Origin of the sequence: Pseudotenacibaculum sp. MALMAid0570 (assembly GCF_040151415.1) — a bacterium.
Lineage (GTDB): Bacteria > Bacteroidota > Bacteroidia > Flavobacteriales > Flavobacteriaceae > Polaribacter.
This window is the reverse complement of sequence record NZ_JBDKWF010000044.1, coordinates 40,587-60,751: the sequence shown is the minus strand read 5'-3', so window position 1 is coordinate 60,751 and position 20,165 is coordinate 40,587. Positions and strand designations below refer to the sequence as shown.

Below are 20,165 nucleotides of genomic sequence, written 5' to 3'. Positions count from 1 at the left end.
ATTAGTTATTTAAGACTGAGAATTCAATACTAGAATCTGTAAATACGGTGTGCGTTTGAGTTTTAAAATCTTTTTTGTCTGCTTTGAAGATGTTATCTACATAGGTTTGCGGATTTAAATCTATCAAAGGGAACCATGTGCTTTGAACTTGAATTTGCAATTTATGTCCTTTTTTAAAGGTGTGGAACACATCTTGTAATTTAATATCAACCTCTGTTTTTTTATTAGGTTTAAAAGGTTCTGGCTTACTAAAACTATTTCTAAAACGACCGCGCATTACTTCGCTTCTTACCATCAAATGATAATTACTCATTTTTAAGTGATTCTGCATATTTTTATTCTTTTCGTCATTTTTAGCATCAGCAGGATGTACATCAATTACTTTTACAATCCAGTCTGCAGCTGTTCCTGTAGTCGCTACTTTTAATTTCGCTAAGATGTCTCCGGCCAAAGTAAGATCTTCGGTTAAAACATCTGTTTCGAAAACCAATACATCTGGTCGTCTTGCAGCAAAACGTTGATCATCGGTCATATATTTTCTAGGAGTAAACACTGTTTTAATATCTTCTGAATACGGAACAGGTCTTTTGATATCACTAATAAATTTAATTCCTTCCGAAGATTTTTTTCCTGAAGACAACTCTTGATTAGGAGATAAGTACATAGTCTTTGTGGTTACATTTTTCGGTGGCCAACTATCAAATTCGCTCCAAGTTCTTTTTCCAGAATCATACACCAATGCTTCAGGAAGACCCGATTCTTTGGAGCCATCACCTTTTAAGAAATGATTGAAGAATTTGGTTTCTATTTTGTCTTGGAAGAATTCTGATATTGAGTCCCCAAAATAGTAGTTTCCTACAATATTAGTTCCTCTTCTTCTGGCCCAAGCTCCATGATCCCAAGGTCCAAATACCATAGTGTTGTAATTTTCTTTTCCATGTTTTTCAATTCCTTTATACGTCTCTAACGGGCCATATAAATCTTCAGCGTCAAACCAACCACCAACAATCATTGTTGCTACAGAAGAAGGAACCTTATCCATATGTTGAATGATACCTTTGCTTTGCCAAACAGAATCGTAGTTAGGATGCTCAACGATTTCTTTCCAGAAGAAATCATCAATTCTCTCGGGATTCTTTGGAGATGTATTGTCTAGTTTGTCGTATTGGAAATACGTGTTTAAGTTTTTAAGCGGTCCTTTATCCAAAAAGAACTGATATTGGTCTTGTGTATTCAAACTAGGAAGCGAGTACCAAGCTGTATCTGTAGGCGTATCCTTATAAGTTCCAAATAAGGCAATCGCTCTAAAGTAGCTTAATAAAAAGGCTCCATTATGGTGGAAATCGTCAAAATAAAAATCTCCAATACAAGCTTGAGGCGAAGCAGCTTTTAAAGCAGGATGCGCATCAATAGCAGAAACAGTAGCATAATGTCCTGGGTATGAAATCCCCCAAGTACCAACACGACCGTTGTTGTTTTCTACATTCTTTACTAACCAATCTATGGTGTCGTAAGTATCAGAAGTTTCATCAGATTCATTTTCTTTTTTATTAGGTATATAGGCTCTCATATTGTCATACACTCCTTCGCTCATCCAACGACCTCGAACATCTTGATATACAATAATATTTCCTTCTTTCATTAAGTTCACATTAGGTCCAATTGTTTTACGTAATTCACCTCTTCTATATGGACTTGCATTGTATGGAGTTCTCTGTAAAAGGATGGGATATTTTTGACTCTTGTCTTTTGGAGAAAAAATAGTCGTATGCAGTTTGATACCATCTCGCATGGTGATATCTACTTCAGTTATATCATAATTATCCGCTACAAAAGTGTCTTTTAGTTCTTCAGAAACTTTATCATTTTTTTCACAACTTGAAAAGGAAAAAAGAAGTGCTACAACAAAAAGGGAATAAAGGATTTGTTTTTTCATGATGAATTGATTGGTTTGGTAGTAAATGTACAAAACAAAAAAGGAGTGCTAAAGGGTTCTCCTGTTAAAACGAATGTGTATTTTTAGAATCTCGTTTAAAATATAACTCGATATGAGACATTGGTTAACCCTTTTGTTAGTAATTGTAATTGCTTCTTGTAATTCTAAAACAGATAAAGAAAAACAATTAGAAGAATGGAAGAATTTAGGCAAGAATATTGAAAAGAAGAAAACCTTTCCTGTATTAAAGCCTGATCGATATAATGTAGCCTTTTTAATTATGGACGGAACGTTTAATACAGAATTAACGGCGCCGTATGATATTTTTCAGCATACCATTTTTAGAGAAGGCATTAAACCGATGAATGTATTTACTGTTGCTGATACTGATGAGGCTATAGTGAGTTTTGAAGGGATGAGAATTCTTCCTGATTTCAATTACCTGAAAGACAGTTTACCTAAGATAGATATCTTAGTAGTTCCTAGTGCAGAACATCATTTAGACACCGATTTAGAGAACAAAGAAATGATTGATTTTGTCAAAAGAATAGGAGAGAAGGCACAGTTTGTTACCTCACATTGCGATGGTGCTTTTGTCCTAGCAAAAGCGGAGCTGCTGGACGGAAAAGTATCCACGACTTTTCCAAGTGATATTGACAAAATGCGTAAAATGTTTCCTGATTTAGATATCCGAAAAGACGTATTATTTGTACACGACGGAAAAGCAATCACTTCTGCTGGAGGCGCAAAATCTTTTGAAGCCGCGTTGTATTTATGTGAATATTTATACGGACCAGAAATAGCAAAAAGTTTAGCAGGAGGCCTAGTTATTGATTGGAAATTAGAAGATGTTCCGCATATTATTTTGAATGACTGATAATGATAAAATTTATGGGGTGTAAATATTTTTAGATATTATTAGTTAAATTAAAAATGGATACTATGAAAAAGATTATTGCTATTATTTTTATGTTGAGTACTATTATCAATTATGCTCAAGAGAAAGAAGTAAATACTAAACCTAATCGTAAATATAGGAAACATCAAAAAGGTTTTTACGGTAAACTGAATAAAGAGGCTTATCAAACAGTTATGGATAGTATAGAATTCTATTCTGGAGTAAAACTAAGTAGAAAGAAAAAACTGTATGTTAATTTTCGACAAAAAGGAGAAAACTGTGTCATTTATGGTATGAAAAAAGAATCAAGCAAAATAGTTTTTTCAAACATTGAAAGAATTTCTAAGAGAATTACTAAAAAATATGATACTCAAAATCTTTTACTTTTTGATCGAAGTTCTTTTTTTAAAGATTTTTTGTTAAAATCAAAGCGATGGAAATTAGCACCTGACTTTTTTGAAAAAAATATTTTCACCAAAAATAAAATATGTGAAGCTTTTATAGTAATTAGACCTAATGGAGAGTTTTATAAGTATTACGGAGAAGATCATTTTTCAATTGTAGAAACTTTGTTAAAATCAGACAAATGGGAAAAAGGAAAAATTGTTAAGGATGTAAAATAGTGTCTTGCAGTTTCTTAACATTTCTTCATATTTTGTTAATTCAGAAAGAGAGATTTTCCTTATAATTAGAATGTTGTATTTTTAGAATTCCATTAAATACAACTTCATGAAACTAACGAAAAACATTTTTTTTGTATTCCTGTTCTTAATTACTTGTAATGTATTTGGGCAGGATTATTTTTTTAAAGACAAAGCACCTTTCAATTCTCAAGTTCCCACTCCTGAAGCTTTTTTAGGATACCCAATAGGTGAACAACATACTAGGCATGATCAAATTGTTGCTTATTTATACAAACTAGCTGAGGTTTCCAATAGGGCTGAAATAGAAGTATATGGATATACACATGAGAAGAGAAAACTGGTTATGTTACGAGTTTCTACTCCAGAGAATTTATCAAACTTAGATAAGATTAAAAATGAACATCTAAAGTTTGTTGATCCAAACCAAAATTCAAAAAACTATAATGAAGTTCCTGTCTTTGTACAACTAGGATACAATGTGCACGGAAATGAACCTTCCAGTTCTGAAGCAGCTTTGTTAACGGCTTATACCTTAGTAGCTTCAAATAGTAATGAAGTAATTAACTATCTAAAGAACTCTATCGTATTTATCGATCCAACCATCAATCCAGATGGAAGAGACCGTCATACACAATGGGCAAATCAATACAAAGCAAATCCACTAGTTTCGGACAATCAAGATGCAGAGCATAATGAGATGTGGCCAAGAGGAAGAACCAATCATTTTTGGTTTGATCTCAATAGAGATTGGTTGTTAGCTGTTCATCCAGAAAGTCAAGGGAAATTAAAATGGTATCACAATTGGTACCCTAATGTGGTAACAGATTTTCATGAAATGGGAACGAATAGCAACTATTTCTTTGAACCAATGAAACCTATTGGTTCGCAAGATCCTATCATGCCCAGAGAAAATTATGAGGATTTGAATAATTTATTTGCACCTTATTATGCAAAAGCTTTAGATAATATAGGATCGTTTTATTTTACAAAAGAAGCATTTGATGGAACTTATCCAGGCTATGGATCTTCTTATCCAGATTTGCAAGGAGCTTTAGCTTTATTGTTTGAGCAAGCGAGTTCAAGAGGACACTTACAAGATACAGACTATGGAACAATTTCGTTTCCGTTTACCATTCGTAATCAGTATCAATCTAGCATAGCAACCATAAAAGCTGCAGTAGAAAACAAAGCAACTTTACGTAAGTATCAGCAAGATTTCTTTAAATCTGCTGTATCTAAAAAAGCAAAATCAGGCTTTGCTGCCTATGAATTTGGAGACAACTATGATCAAAATAGAAATAAAGCATTTGTTGATTTCTTATTAAAACACAAAATTAAAGTTTATAAGAAAGGGAACAAGTTTGTAACTCCATTAAAACAACAACAACATAGAATGGTGCAAACCATGTTTGAAGAATATAGCAAGTTTAGAGATAGTGTTTTCTATGATGCATCAGCGTGGAGTGTTTCGAATTTCTACAACATGCAAGCAAAAGGACTGAAGTCAGTTAGATTGGGAGAAGAAATTACTTCTACAAAGAATCTTATCAACTTACCATCAGTTATAAAAACAGAGTATGCTTACCTATTAGATTGGGATGATTATTATGCTCCAGCGGCATTGAATTACTTGCAGAAAAAGGGCATCAAAGTATCGGCGGCGTTCAAGCGATTCTCTGCGAAAACCAATGCTGGGGAGAAAGATTTTAATTATGGAACGATTATGATTCCGGTAAGTAAACAGTCTCTATCACCTGGAGAAGTATTTGCTGTTGTCAAAGAAGCGCAAGAGAAATTTAATGTGCCTATCTATTCAACTAATACAGGTTTCAGTACTAAAGGAATAGATTTAGGGAGTAATAACTTTAGAAAAGTTCAACAACCTAAAGTTGCTATGCTAATTGGTGATGGAGTGTCATCATATGAAGCTGGCGAAGTATGGCACTTGTTGGATACAAGAGTTCATATGCCAATTACCAAACTTCAAGTAAACAGATTCAATTGGTATTCATTAGACAAATACAATACTTTAGTCATGGTTTCTGGTAGTTATACACAACTAGATTCTTTAAAAAGAAAGAGAATCAAGGACTGGGCTAGCAAAGGAAATACCTTAATTACAATTGCCAGAGCATCTCAATGGTTGATTAATCGAAAAATGGTAAAAGAGAGTTTAACGAAAGAACCGAAATCCAAAGATAAAAAGAAAGACAAAGTAAAGAGGCTTCCTTACGTAGATGCATCTGAAAATATTGGTAGAGAGCGTTTAGGAGGTGCTATTTTTGAAATTGATTTAGACGTAACACATCCTTTAGGATTTGGATATCAAAGCTCGAAATTACCAGTTTATAAGAACAATAGAGTATTTATAGCACCTAGTAAGAACCCATATTCTACTGTAGGAAAGTATACCAACAATCCACATATAGATGGATTTGTATCCACTAAAAATTTGCAAACTTTCTTAAAACCCTCTGCTTCTATTATTGTAAGTCCGATAGGAAGAGGTAGAGCTATTTTATTTGCTGACAATCCAAATTTTAGAGGAGCTTGGTACGGAACGAACAAACTATTTTTAAATGCGTTGTTCTTTGGGAATCAAATTTCGATTCCTAGAAATTAAAAATTCTAATTTCTTCAGATATTCTAAGAATGAATAATAAATATAATGTCAGATCGAGCGCAGTAGATCTTTTTAATGATAAATTTTTAAGAACCTCTCGACTGCGCTCGAGGCGACAGTAAAGTTAGATAAAACCAACAATCATGAAAAAACTAACCATACTTTGTGCATTCTTTTTTGCCTTGAATGCCTTCTCTCAAGAAAATTATTTAGGAGACGGACCTTTTGATCAGTTAATCATTCGTGGAGTTATGTTGATTAATGGTGATGGTTCTCCACCACGTGGGCCTGTAGATATTGTTGTTGAAGGAAATAAAATTGTTCAGATCAAAGTAGTTGGATACCCTGGCGTAAAAATCAAGGAAAGCTCTAGACCGAAATTAAAAAGAGGAGGAAAGGAGTTAGACGCGAATGGAATGTATTTGCTTCCAGGTTTTGTAGATATGCACGGCCATATTGGAGGAAAGTCGCAGGGAGCAAGCCCAGAATACGTTTTTAAACTTTGGATGGCACATGGAATTACAACAATCCGTCAGCCAAGTGGAATTAATGCTAAGAAATTAAAAAAGCAAAGTGCCGCTAATAAGATTGTTGCTCCTAGGATTTTTGATTATGTTGGGTTTGGTTCGGGAAGTAAAAAGCCAATTAGTACACCAGAAGAGGCTAGAGAATGGGTGAGAAATAATGCAAAGAAAGGCGCAGACGGAATTAAATTTTTTGGTGCTGAACCAGAAATTATGGCAGCAGCTTTGGAGGAAAATAAAAAACTAGGATTGGGTTCTGCATGTCATCATGCGCAATTAAGTGTTGCTAGGTGGAATGTCTTGAATTCAGCAAGAGCAGGACTAACAAGTATGGAGCACTGGTATGGACTTCCAGAAGCGCTATTTGAAGATAGAACGGTTCAGAATTATCCATTAGATTATAATTATCAGAATGAACAGCATCGTTTTGAAGAAGCTGGCAAGTTATGGGAGCAAGCTGCAAAACCGTATTCAAAGCATTGGAACAAAGTAATGAACGAATTGTTGGAATTAGATTTTACATTAGATCCAACCTTAAATATTTATGAAGCTAGTAGAGACTTGCAAAGAGCCAGAAGAGCAGAATGGCATGAAGAGTATACCTTGCCTTCATTGTGGAAATTTTATGAGCCAAGTAAAATATCACATGGTTCTTATTGGCATTATTGGGGAACTGAGCAAGAAGTAGCTTGGAAAAAGAACTACCAATTATGGATGACTTTTTTAAACGAGTATAAGAATCGTGGAGGTCGAGTAACAGCTGGTTCTGATTCTGGATTCATATATCAACTCTATGGATTTGCATACATCAGAGAACTAGAATTGCTTCGTGAAGCAGGATTTCATCCTCTAGAAGTAATAAGATCGGCAACCTTAAATGGAGCAGAAGCTTTGGGCTGGGATGATAAAATCGGGTCTGTTCAAATAGGAAAGCTTGCAGATTTTGTGATTGTAGAAGAAAACCCATTAAAAAATCTAAAAGCACTATACGGAACAGGAGCTATTAAACTGACAAAAGACAATGAAGTAGTAAGAGTTGGAGGTGTAAAGTATACCATCAAAGATGGAGTTATTTACGACGCAAAACGATTGCTTTCTGATGTCAAAAAAATGGTAGATGCCGAAAAAGCCAAGACCAATTGGAAATTAATTCAACCTGGAGTTAAAGAATAAAAAAAGGCGACTAGTACTAGTCGCCTTTTTTTGTAAAATATGTTGGTTCTTAGCCTTTCAGCCAAGCATTTCTTAATTTCACTTTCGGATTATCTGCAGATAATTCTTGAACTTTCAAATTTTTAGCTTCAGCTTTCGGTTTAATTATTTTTCCTTCTAAAGCAATAGTTTTTCCATCTCTGATTACCTCTATTTTTAATGCATCTCCTTCTTTCCATTGGAAAGATTTTCCGATAATTTGGCGGGCACTATTTAATGTGAAATCTTCTCCGTTAACAGACTTGATTACATCACCACCTTGCACACCTAAAGCTTTCAAACCAGAGTTAGATCTTTTTGTGAAAAAGATTTCTTGCTTGTCGTTTACAGAAAGGAAAGGCTGATTCTTATTGTCTAAGAAATAGCTAACATCTACAGTCTCTACAGTTTCTTTTACACCTACTTTGTCAAAATATATGTTGTAGTCAATTGGCGTAGTTCCTTCTACATGGTTTTTAAAGAAATCTCCAACAGCTGGATATGTCATTTGTACAATCTCAGGAATAATTTCGTCATCTTTAAAAGGCTTTTTTGCTCCATATTTTTTAGAAAGATCTTTCATTAAATCCCTTATTCCATAAGTTCCTTTACTTTCTTCTCGTAAGATGATGTCTAGAGTCATTCCTATTAGAGCTCCTTTCATATAAACATTACTATAGTTTTGAGCATACTTGCCTTCTAAGATGTTTTTACTCATTTCAGTAAAAGACATGGTATCATCAAAACGTTTAGAAGTATTGATTTTACCTTGCATTTCATCAATAAATTCTTGCTCGGAAATCAACCCTTGATTTACTTGAAATAAATTGGCAAAATACTCAGTTGTTCCTTCGTACATCCATAGGTGTTTAGACATGTTGGGTGTATTAAAGTCGAAGGAATGAATCTCTTCAGAATGAACAGATAAAGGGCTTACAATATGAAAGAATTCATGAGAAACCGTTCCGTTAATCATTCCGTTAGCTAATTGTTTTTTAGTATATGACTCAGGATATACAACTGTTGTAGAAGAAAGATGTTCTAAAGCACCAAAGCTATTCCATGGATATACTTTTGAATCAAATAAATACAACAAGATGTTGTACTCATTGGTAGTTTCAAAACCTTCTAAAAAGTTGGTTTGAGCCTGTACCATTTTTTTTAAATCCTCTTCCATATCCTTAGCAGAATGGATGTTGTTTGGAGAATATACAGCCATCGTAACATCAACTCCATTCACATTAAAGCTTACAGAGTTTTCAGGAGCGTACATGATTGGGTTGTCTGAAATTTCATCATAACGAGAGGCAATAAAAATGTCCTCTGAGTTATCTTCTTTCGTAGTTGCTTTTTTAAGCAAAGAAGAGGTTTCATATAAATCCGTTGGATGCGTAATCAAGATCTCATAAGGAGTTTCTTTCTTTCCTTTAAAGTATCCAACAAATCCTGGTAAGTTTAAGAAGAAGTTTTTGCCTGCTTCAATATTCGTACCTGCCATTACGTAGATTTTGTGTTTCTTCTTCGAATCAAAAGTATCATCTACCCAATAGCTTACTTTGTCTAATTGTTGTGCATTATTTACTTGCCAAGAATTGGTGTCTAATTTTTCAACAGCCATTTCATTCCCATCATAATCATAGGCTTTAAAATCAGAAATAAACATTCCGTAATCGCTAATTACATAAGTTCCAGGAACAATAGCAGGAATTTGATAAACCACACTAGCTTCTTTGATTTTTTGTGGATTAACCTCTACTTGTACTCTATCATCAACAACATTGTTTAAATCAATAGCTACTTCAATAGTGCGTTTTGCCTTTTTTACGTTTTTGGTTGAATTACAACTTCCAAGAATAGCTAAGGCAGCTATTCCTACTAATATTTTTCTCATGAGTTTGATTAAATTAATTTGTGGTAAGACGATATCTATACACAAATGTTACATATTTAGGACGCAAATGTAAGCTAGTCTTTCCAGACAATATGTTAAGAATTTGTGATAGTTTTTAGAATTAGTGAGTTCCGCAAACTTTGCAATCTTTTTTCTCTTGAATTTCTCCAACCAAATGACCTTCATTGTTAATAGTAAATCCACAACAATCTATGAATCCTTGAGCGATTAGTTTTCTAGCGCGTTGAATTTGAGATTTGGCAGTTGGTAAAGGAAGTTTGAGTTGTTTGGCAACTTCAGATTGTTTCAAACCTTTGATGTCAGATAAGAAAATTGGATCTCTGTATTTTTTGGGAAGACCTTTCAAAATACCACGTAAACAATCTTTTTCTGTATGAAGATCTTCTTCTATTTCTGTTTCCGATTCGAAATTAGCAAGTTCAAAAGTTTGATTAGATTTTTTGAAGTAATCCATCACAGAATTTCTAGCAATAGAAAAAATCCACGACTTTAATTTGTTCAAGTCTTTTAATGTGTGAAGTTTGGTGTGAATCTTTAAAAAAGTATCTTGAACAATATCATCTGCTACAGCAGTATCTTTTACTTTACTTAGGATAAAATATTTGATGTCATTTGAGTATTGAGTCCAAACTTCTTGTGTGGTCATAATAAAGTTTATAAAATATCGCATCGAGCGAACTTGAATTCAAATTCGCTCGAATTGACTGTATAGTTAACAGTTACAGTTTGAACAATTACAATTTTCGCAAGTACACTTTGTACAATCGCAATTAATACACTCTACACAAGTACATGAACATTGATTTTTATCTGATTTCATAATTTCTATTTTTAAGTTCACTTAGTAGACTAAAAAGGTACATAAAAGATGCAAAAGAGGTTGTTTTTTTCTGTTAGATTTTTAATTGTTTCAAAATCAATGATAAAGCTGTAAAAACTTTTTTCGCTGTTTGTATTTCACAAATTCAGGTGTGTTTTGAGTTCTTTGGAAATAACGAAAGTTTAATTCCTTAGACTTCTTGAGGTTTTTTATAGTACTTAAAAAATTATTATTTCTTGCATAGCTCACAGCCAAACGGTAATAAAAATAAGCATTGTTAGGACGTAAAAGAGAAGATAATTTATCACAATACAGGGCTCTCTTATAATCCTTAGATATGTTATACGATATGGAAGATTCGTATGTGCCCGCTTGTAATGAAAATAGCAATCGCTCGTAGGCGCTTTTTTCACCAATGGTTTTAGCATCACTAATTAATTGGTTTAATTTTTTTAATTCTCTTTTCCACCAAGCAAATTTATCTTCAGAGACTCCTTTTTGTATTTCTCTTTTGTAGACACTAGAAAATTTTTGAAACAGTTTATTTTCAAGCTCTAAATATTGAAGATGCCTTTTTTTGGATACCTTATAAGTGTATAAAGCTTCTATTTGTTGAATTTTTTTACGGATGCTATCGGTATTCAAAAAATGCTGGAAACCAACTTGTAAATGTTTATATTCAGACAATGCTCTTATGTAACGCTTTTCCTTGAACAAAGAATCTGCAATATGATATTGTTTCTTATAAAGAATAGAAACATTTTCTCGATTAAATTTTCTTATTTGTTTTTGATAAGCACGCAATTCGATCCATTCAAAAGCTCTTTCAATTTGTTTCTTAGGAGGCCAGCGATGTGTATCTTCATAAATTAATAGTTCATTAGTTACACCTACTTTATCAAGTGATTTTTTTGTGTTTAGCATCTCTTGGTAGTTCATATCTCTATCTCCCACCAAGCCAATAAAAGAAAACATGTTTTCTTTCGGCTTGTAGGCATTATTGATTGTCATTCCAGCTCCACAAGCAATAACAGCTTGAAATTGGTTGGTTAAAGCGGCGATAGAACTTGCCAATCGAGAACCTCCAGAAAATCCTGCTGCATACATCTGTTTCTCATCAATACTAAAAGTTGAAAATATGGTTTTGAACAAGGCATTAGCAGCTGCGAAATTTACCTCATAAGACCTTCCATTCTTTGTAGCGTTAGAGCAGACCAATATATAATTGAACCTTTCTGCGGCTTCCACAAAGACATTAATTCCATTATTTCCATTTCCACTAGGGTCAAAAATAAAAACGATTGAAGAGAGTTGATTTGGGTTGAACTTTGTAGGCAGATATAAAGAAAAAGTATCAGAAGAGTTCTTTACAGGAACTTGATTGATGACTTTGCCGATTTCAAATTCTTCATTCTGACTGTAACTAGAGAATGAAAGGAATAACCAGAAAATTAAAAAACCTGTAAATCGATTCATAGGCTTAAAGTTAGTTTCCTCTCTTGTGAAGCCTTGTTAAAATTTGATTAATATTTTATTTTCAATAATTTTTGAAAGTTTAAAAAGTATTTATATATTTGTCCTATGAAATTAGATGAAGCAAAAATAAAATACATTCATACTTGGGGTAGTTTAGCTACTAGTTGGGGTATTAACAAAACCATGGCTCAAGTACATGCTTTGTTATTAGTTTCAACTAAACCTCTGTCTGCTGAAGATATTATGGAGACTTTAAAAATATCTCGGGGGAATGTAAACATGAATGTAAGAGCTTTGATCGATTGGGGTATTGTTCGAAAAGAATTTGTAGTAGGAGAGCGTAAAGAGTTTTTTGTAGCTGATAAAGATATTTGGGAACTGTTCAAACAAATTACGAAAGAAAGAAAGAAAAGAGAGATCGAGCCTGTTTTAAAAGTACTAGAAGAATTGCAAGAAATTGATGAATCGTCTGAAGAGGCAGAGCAATTTAAAAAAGTATTAAGCGATTTATCTTCGGTGACTACAACGGTAAATGGAATATTAGATAAAGCAATTAGAGCAGATGAGCATTGGTTGCTGTCTAATTTCACTAAAATGATTAAGAAGTAAAAAAATTTAAATACAAACTTTCAAAAATTTCTGAAACTATGAAATATACTGCAATTTTAGTTTATTTAAACCGATTTATTATGGGAGCTACTTTGCTTCTATACCTTACCATTTTCTTAGGTCTTTATGCCCAGATAGTTTTAGGCGGTTTTCAATTGCTTTCGGGTTTAATACTACTCTTTTTTTGGCCTAGATTGAATACGTTAGCTAAGAGAAACCTTAAATGGTACTGGATAACAGTTATATTATATGGAGCTTTGTGTTTATTGTGTATGCATTTTCACATAGAATGTGGTGTATTTGTATATATAATATTGCCTATGAGTATCGCAGGATATTTTTCTTATGTCTTAGAATCATTTAAAAAGAATGAGCTATGAAAATAAATATTCAAAAAGATTGGTCAAAAATCAAGGAGCATTTTAAAATATGCATACGTAGAAATATGCATGTAGCAATCGGTTCTGTGAATGCAGATCATACGCCCACAGTAACACCTATTGGGTCTTTGTTTTTAAATGATGATCAATCTGGTTTCTATTTCGAAAAGTTCGCAACAAAGTTGAATAAGAATTCAAAGACCAATAGAAACATATGTATACTAATGGTAAACAATAAGAAATGGTTTTGGTTGAAATCACTGTACAAAGGAAGTTTTTCTGATTATCCTGCTATAAAATTGTACGGAGAATTGGGGGATAAAAGAGATGCAACACCCAAAGAAGTGAGAGCTTTTCAACGCAGAGTAAGAAGTACAAAAAGATTAAAAGGTAACCAGTATTTGTGGAGAGATATGTCGCAAATTAGAGAGATTACCTTCACGAAAGCAGAAAAAATCAATCTTGGAAAAATGACTTATAAATTATAAATGAAAGATTATGAAAATAGTTATTGCAGGGGGTACAGGGTACTTAGGGAAATTACTTACAAATCATTTTTGTATTGATTCAAAAAACCAAGTGTATATTTTGTCAAAACTGGTTTTAAGTTTAAAACAGCTCAATTTGAAACTTTTAAAATCTAATTAAGTATGAGTTTTCTAAAAGCAGAGTGGCGAAAGTTAATCATGGCAAACTACGAAGTAGATCCAGCAATTTTAGAACCTTATGTGCCATTTGGAACTGAATTGGATTTCTATGATGACAAATGTTATGTAAGCTTAGTAGGGTTCATGTTCATGAACACTAAACTACTAGGAGTCAAAATACCATTTCATATAAACTTTGAAGAAGTAAACTTGAGGTTTTATGTAAAAAAAGAGGAAAAAAGAGGAGTTGTCTTCATCAAAGAAATTGTTCCGAAACCAGCGTTGTCTTTTGTTGCAAATACAGTTTATAAAGAGAATTATGTTACCCGTTCTATGTCTCACAAATGGATAAAACATGAGGATGATCTGGATGTTGAATATTCTTGGGGAAAAGAAAATCTTATCAGTGTAAAAGCTCAATTAAAACCCATTGAAATTAATGAGAATAGTCTTACAGAGTTTATAGCAGAACACTATTGGGGTTACTCGAAGGTGAATGACAAACAAACAACAGAATATGAAGTAAAACACCCAAGATGGAAAAGTTACCCAGTAAAAGAATATAAAATTTCTGTTGATTTTAGAGACAATTATGGAACTAGTTTCAATTTTTTAAATCACAAAAAACCTTCTTCAGTATTCTTATTGGAAGGATCAGAAGTTTCAGTTGAAAATAAAAAGATAATTAAGTAAAAAGAAGAAAGGGAAAATGTGCTAGAAAAAGAAAAAAGCGGCGTCAATTTGACGCCGCTTTTTTAATTTATAAAGATAGATGTCTTCTACATATTTCTTCTGTACTGACCACCTACTTCAAACAATGCAGAAGTAATTTGTCCTAATGAGCAAACTTTGGTCGCTTCCATTAACTTCTCAAAAATATTTTCATTTTGAATGGCAGCTTCTTGAATAATAGCTATTTGTTCAGCAACTTTTTCTTTATTTGCTTCATTCAAGTTTTCTTTAGTTTTAATCTGAAATTGTTTCTCTTCTTCTGTAGCACGGATAACCTCAGCAGGAATTACTGTTGGAGAACCTTTAGAACTTAAGAATGTATTTACTCCGATAATTGGAAACTCTCCCGTATGTTTTAAGGTTTCATAATATAAACTCTCTTCTTGTATTTTAGATCGTTGATACATAGTTTCCATGGCTCCTAAAACACCACCACGTTCTGTAATTCTGTCAAACTCTGTTAAAACTGCTTCTTCAACTAAATCCGTTAACTCTTCAATAATAAACGATCCTTGAATTGGATTTTCATTTTTAGCCAATCCTAATTCTTTGTTAATAATTAGCTGAATTGCCATCGCTCTTCTCACAGATTCTTCTGTTGGAGTAGTAATGGCTTCATCATATGCATTGGTATGTAATGAGTTACAGTTGTCATAGATTGCATACAAAGCTTGAAGCGTAGTTCTAATATCATTGAAATCAATCTCTTGAGCGTGTAATGAACGTCCTGAAGTTTGAATGTGATACTTCAACATTTGCGCTCTAGGATTTGCAGCATATTTATGCTTTAAAGCTTTTGCCCAAATCTTACGAGCAACACGACCAATAACTGCATACTCAGGATCAATTCCGTTTGAGAAGAAGAACGAGAGGTTAGGGCCAAATTTATTAATGTCCATTCCTCTCGATAAGTAATATTCTACATAGGTAAACCCATTTGCAAGAGTCAATGCCAATTGCGTAATAGGATTGGCACCGGCTTCTGCGATATGATATCCAGAAATAGAAACCGAATAGAAGTTACGTACTTGTTTTTCAATAAAATATTCCTGTACATCTCCCATCAATCGCAAGGCGAATTCAGTAGAGAAAATACATGTGTTCTGAGCTTGATCTTCTTTTAGAATATCCGCTTGTACAGTTCCTCTTACTTGTGCTAAAGTTTCAGCTTTGATTTTGTTGTAAACATCAGCAGGTAATACTTGATCACCTGTAATTCCTAAAAGCATTAAACCTAATCCATCATTTCCTTCTGGTAAGTCACCTTGATATGCAGGTCTTTCCAGACCTTTGTTATCGTAGATTTCTTTCAGCTTAGCTTCAACTTTTTTCTCTAGCTTATTTTCTTTGATATATTTTTCACAATTCTGATCAATAGCCGCATTCATAAAGAATCCTAGTAGCATAGGAGCTGGACCATTGATAGTCATAGAAACTGAAGTCATGGCATGACTTAAATCAAAACCAGAGTATAATTTTTTGGCATCGTCTAAACAACAAATAGAAACTCCCGCGTTTCCAATTTTCCCGTAAATATCTGGCCTGTGTCCAGGATCATTTCCATATAAAGTTACAGAATCGAAAGCAGTAGATAAACGTTTCGCTGGCATTCCTAAACTTACATAATGAAAACGTCTGTTGGTACGTTCTGGTCCACCTTCACCCGCAAACATTCTTGTTGGATCTTCACCTGTTCTTTTGAAAGGATATAGTCCAGAAGCATAAGGAAACTCTCCAGGAACGTTTTCTTGTAAGTTCCATTTTAACAAGTCGCCCCAAGCTTCATATTTTGGTAAAGCTACTTTAGGAATATCTGTATGTGATAATGATTTTGTATGTGTCTCTATTTTGATCTCCTTATCTCTTACCTTGAAAGAATAGATAGGGTTCTTGTATTTTTCTACTTTCTCGCTCCAGTTTAAAATGATTTCCCAATTGTATGGGTCTAGATTCATTTTGACACGATCAAATTCTTTAATTAACAGAGATAAAAATTGTTGATCGTTGTCATTCTGAGCTTGTCGAAGGATCTCTTCATCATTGATTCCATTTTTGTCTAAAAGAGATGTCTCGACTGCGCTCGACATGACATTAGCAACAGAACAAATTGTTTTGAAGATTCCATATAATTTTTGAGCTATGGCAACTTGATCTATTGCTTTTTTATCATAAGCTCTATTGTTTTCAGCAATTTCAGATAGGTAACGTGTTCTTGCTGGAGGAATTACAAAAATCTTTTCAGACATTTCTTTAGTAATTTCAAAAGATGATTGTAAATCTGCGCCTGTTTTTTCAACAAGCTTATCCATAATCGCTTTGTAGAGCGAGTTCATTCCAGGATCGTTAAATTGAGAAGCAATCGTTCCAAAAACAGGCATATCATCCATGTGAACATCCCATAGATTGTTATTGCGCATGTATTGTTTCTTTACATCACGAATCGCATCCAGAGCACCACGTTTATCGAATTTATTGATGGCAACCAAATCAGCAAAATCTAACATGTCAATCTTTTCTAACTGAGTCGCCGCTCCAAATTCAGGAGTCATTACATACAATGAAGTATCTGAATGCTCGATGATTTCAGTATCGGACTGACCAATACCAGAGGTTTCTAAAATAATTAAGTCAAATTCAGCAGCTTTTAAAACTTCAACAGCTTCGTTTACATATTTAGATAATGCTAAGTTGGACTGACGCGTAGCTAATGAACGCATGTATACACGTTCATTATTAATTGCATTCATACGAATACGATCTCCTAACAAAGCTCCTCCAGTTTTTCTTTTTGAAGGATCTACAGAGATTAGTCCAATAGTTTTCTTCGGAAAATCTATTAAAAACCTTCTCACTAACTCATCTACCAAACTAGATTTACCTGCACCACCAGTTCCCGTAATTCCCAAAACGGGTGTTGTAGATTGTTTATTTTTTTCATGGATTTGATCCATGGTTTCTTTTGCTACTTCAGGAAAGTTTTCTGCCGAAGATATTACTCGAGCGATGCTACCAATCTCTTTTTTACCTAATCTATTTACTTCTCCATTCAATGTATCTCCAATAGCAAAATCAGATTTTTGTACAAGATCATTAATCATACCTTGTAACCCTAATTCTCTTCCATCATCAGGAGAGTAGATACGAGTAATTCCATAATCCATCAACTCTTTGATTTCTTCAGGAAGAATTACTCCACCGCCGCCGCCAAATATTTTGATATGCTCAGCTCCTTTTTCTTTTAGCAAATCATACATGTATTTGAAATACTCATTATGTCCGCCTTGATATGAAGTCATTGCAATCGCATTTGCATCTTCTTGTATAGCGCAATTCACTACTTCTTCTACACTTCTGTCATGACCTAAGTGAATGACTTCTACACCTGTAGATTGAATAATTCTTCGCATAATATTGATGGCAGCATCGTGCCCATCAAAAAGAGAAGCGGCAGTTACAATTCTAACTTTATGTTTTGGCTTATAAGGAGCTATTTGTTCCATTCGTAAAAAATCTATGATTTTGGGAGTGCAATTTACGGAATTTTCAAAAAATAGTCGTTTTTTTTGAAGCAATAAAAATGTTATAATTTTGAAAATAGATATCTTTGTAGAAGATTACTTCAATGGATTTTTCATTACTAAAATATAAGAAAAGGATTACAGCTCAGTATCACAGAGCTGATATCCGATATCCATAGTTCTCGTTATTTTTTCAAAAGTTAAACGTAATTTTAACAAGGTCTCTATCTTAAATACCAAAAAGACCAAAAATTTTAAAGAATGACATTCAAAGAGAATATACAACAAGGAATACCAAATATCTTACCAGCTAAAAAAGAGTATGACAAAACAATTAACCATGCTCCTAAGAGAAAAGAAATTTTAACAGAAGAAGAAAAGAAGCTAGCTTTAAAAAATGCATTACGTTATTTTGATGCCAAACATCATGCAGAATTATTACCTGAGTTTGCTGAGGAATTAGAAAAATATGGACGGATTTACATGTATCGTTTTCGTCCAGATTATAAGATGTATGCTAGACCAATTGAGGAATATCCCGGCAAATCTTCTCAAGCAAAATCTATTATGTTAATGATCCAGAACAATCTGGATTACGCTGTGGCTCAACATCCACATGAACTGATTACCTATGGAGGTAATGGAGCTGTATTTCAAAATTGGGCACAATATTTACTAACAATGAAATACTTGTCTGAAATGACAGATAAGCAAACATTAGTTATGTATTCAGGTCATCCTATGGGATTATTCCCATCTAATAAGAATGCACCAAGAGTTGTGGTTACCAATGGAATGATGATTCCAAATTATTCTCAGCCCGATGATTGGGAAAAATTTAATGCCTTAGGTGTTACGCAATACGGACAAATGACAGCAGGTAGCTATATGTATATTGGGCCTCAAGGAATTGTACATGGAACTACCATTACAGTTTTGAATGGTTTTAGAAAAATTGGAAAATCAACTAAAGGGAACCTATTTGTAACAGCTGGTTTAGGAGGAATGAGTGGAGCACAACCTAAAGCAGGAAACATTGCTGGATGTATTACTGTTTGTGCAGAAGTAAACCCAAAAATTACTCAAGTACGTTTAGATCAAGGTTGGATTGATGAAAAAATTACTGATTTAGATCTATTAGTAGCGAGAGTTAGAAAAGCGAAAGCTGCTAAAGAAACTATTTCATTAGCGTATCTTGGAAATGTAGTTGAAGTTTGGGAAAAATTTGATCAGGAGAATATTTTCATTGATTTAGGATCAGATCAAACATCTTTGCATAATCCATGGGCAGGAGGTTATTATCCAGTTGGAATTTCTTTTGAGGAATCCAATCAAATGATGGCTGAAAACCCGGAACTGTTCAAAGAGAAAGTTCAACAAACCTTAAGACGTCATGCAAAAGCGATTAACAACCATACTGCCAAAGGAACCTATTTCTTTGATTATGGAAACGCATTTTTGTTAGAAGCTAGTAGAGCTGGAGCTGATATTATGGCTGAAAACGGAATTGATTTCCGTTACCCAAGTTATGTGCAAGACATTATGGGACCTATGTGTTTTGATTATGGATTTGGACCCTTTCGTTGGGTATGTACTTCCGGGAAACCAGAAGATCTAGCCAAAACAGATGAAATTGCTTGTAGTGTTTTGGAAGAAATTCGTCAAAATTCACCAGAAGAAATCCAGCAGCAAATGGCAGATAATATTCAATGGATCAAAGGAGCTCAAGAAAATAAATTGGTGGTAGGATCGCAAGCAAGAATTTTATATGCAGATGCCGAAGGAAGAATTAAAATAGCCAAAGCCTTTAATAAGGCTATCAAGCGAGGAGAAGTAGGACCTATCGTTTTAGGAAGAGATCATCATGATGTTTCTGGAACAGATTCGCCTTATAGAGAAACATCAAATATTTATGACGGCTCTCGTTTTACAGCAGATATGGCCATACACAATGTTATTGGTGATAGCTTTCGAGGAGCTACTTGGGTATCTATTCACAACGGAGGCGGAGTAGGTTGGGGAGAAGTAATTAATGGTGGATTTGGCATGCTTCTTGATGGTAGTAAGGCAGCTTCAAAGAGGCTAAAATCAATGCTTTTTTGGGATGTTAACAACGGTATAGCTAGAAGAAGTTGGGCTAGAAATGATGAAGCCATTTTTGCCATCAAACGAGCTATGGAACATGAAAAAGAATTAAAAGTTACACTTCCTAATAAGGTGGATGAGGAGCTATTGAGTAACCTTTAAAACACAAT

General features: G+C 33.8%; 14 protein-coding genes. 9 read left to right on the top strand and 5 right to left on the bottom strand.

The features are described from left to right. Position 1: 1 nt before the first annotated feature. Positions 2-1,936 (bottom strand): CocE/NonD family hydrolase, encoded by a 1,935-nt coding sequence (locus AAON49_RS02350; RefSeq protein WP_349552358.1) that lies wholly within the window; start codon positions 1,934-1,936, stop codon positions 2-4. A 112-nt stretch (positions 1,937-2,048) separates the two neighbouring features. Here AAON49_RS02350 and AAON49_RS02345 point away from each other — a divergent pair, with 112 nt between their 5' ends. The 4 genes from AAON49_RS02345 (at position 2,049) to AAON49_RS02330 (ending at position 7,798) form a co-directional block, all read left to right on the top strand. Further along, positions 2,049-2,813, top strand: coding sequence for a DJ-1/PfpI family protein (locus AAON49_RS02345; RefSeq protein WP_349552357.1), 765 nt, complete (start codon positions 2,049-2,051; stop codon positions 2,811-2,813). 65 nt (positions 2,814-2,878) lie between these two features. Continuing rightward, on the top strand, positions 2,879-3,457 hold the full coding sequence (locus AAON49_RS02340) for a hypothetical protein (protein WP_349552355.1): 579 nt from the start codon (positions 2,879-2,881) through the stop codon (positions 3,455-3,457). A gap of 106 nt (positions 3,458-3,563) precedes the next feature. Further along, a complete protein-coding gene (locus AAON49_RS02335; RefSeq protein WP_349552354.1) occupies positions 3,564-6,101 on the top strand; it encodes a M14 family zinc carboxypeptidase in 2,538 nt (845 codons plus the stop codon). A 143-nt stretch (positions 6,102-6,244) separates the two neighbouring features. Further along, complete coding sequence (locus AAON49_RS02330) at positions 6,245-7,798, top strand: amidohydrolase family protein (RefSeq protein ID WP_349552352.1); 1,554 nt, start codon at positions 6,245-6,247, stop codon at positions 7,796-7,798. 49 nt (positions 7,799-7,847) lie between these two features. On the opposite strand, the gene AAON49_RS02325 is transcribed toward AAON49_RS02330, so the two are convergent. The 3 genes from AAON49_RS02325 to AAON49_RS02315 all read right to left on the bottom strand — a co-directional run bounded on the left by AAON49_RS02325 (position 7,848) and on the right by AAON49_RS02315 (position 12,024). Continuing rightward, positions 7,848-9,707 (bottom strand): M61 family metallopeptidase, encoded by a 1,860-nt coding sequence (locus AAON49_RS02325; protein WP_349552350.1) that lies wholly within the window; start codon positions 9,705-9,707, stop codon positions 7,848-7,850. 121 nt (positions 9,708-9,828) lie between these two features. Then, positions 9,829-10,374, bottom strand: a complete 546-nt coding sequence (locus tag AAON49_RS02320; protein WP_349552349.1) for a sigma-70 family RNA polymerase sigma factor — start codon at positions 10,372-10,374, stop codon at positions 9,829-9,831. Positions 10,375-10,644: 270 nt separating this feature from the next. Continuing rightward, a complete protein-coding gene (locus AAON49_RS02315) occupies positions 10,645-12,024 on the bottom strand; it encodes a hypothetical protein (RefSeq protein WP_349552347.1) in 1,380 nt (459 codons plus the stop codon). 105 nt (positions 12,025-12,129) lie between these two features. Here AAON49_RS02315 and AAON49_RS02310 point away from each other — a divergent pair, with 105 nt between their 5' ends. From AAON49_RS02310 to AAON49_RS02295, 4 genes are all read left to right on the top strand, one after another. Beyond that, a complete protein-coding gene (locus AAON49_RS02310) occupies positions 12,130-12,633 on the top strand; it encodes a GbsR/MarR family transcriptional regulator (protein WP_349552346.1) in 504 nt (167 codons plus the stop codon). A 38-nt stretch (positions 12,634-12,671) separates the two neighbouring features. After that, positions 12,672-13,013 (top strand): hypothetical protein, encoded by a 342-nt coding sequence (locus AAON49_RS02305; RefSeq protein ID WP_349552345.1) that lies wholly within the window; start codon positions 12,672-12,674, stop codon positions 13,011-13,013. Next, entirely contained in the window at positions 13,010-13,501 is a 492-nt protein-coding gene (locus AAON49_RS02300; protein WP_349552343.1) for a hypothetical protein, read from the top strand. Before AAON49_RS02305 ends, AAON49_RS02300 begins: the two co-directional genes overlap by 4 nt. Before the next feature lie 162 nt (positions 13,502-13,663). After that, positions 13,664-14,353: a YqjF family protein gene (locus AAON49_RS02295; protein WP_349552342.1), complete on the top strand. Its 690-nt coding sequence runs from the start codon at positions 13,664-13,666 to the stop codon at positions 14,351-14,353. Positions 14,354-14,439: 86 nt separating this feature from the next. On the opposite strand, the gene AAON49_RS02290 is transcribed toward AAON49_RS02295, so the two are convergent. Next, positions 14,440-17,892: a methylmalonyl-CoA mutase family protein gene (locus AAON49_RS02290; protein WP_349552340.1), complete on the bottom strand. Its 3,453-nt coding sequence runs from the start codon at positions 17,890-17,892 to the stop codon at positions 14,440-14,442. 279 nt (positions 17,893-18,171) lie between these two features. Between AAON49_RS02290 and hutU the strand changes: the two genes are divergently transcribed. Continuing rightward, positions 18,172-20,157, top strand: a complete 1,986-nt coding sequence (hutU, locus tag AAON49_RS02285) for a urocanate hydratase (protein WP_349552339.1) — start codon at positions 18,172-18,174, stop codon at positions 20,155-20,157. Positions 20,158-20,165: the final 8 nt, after the last annotated feature.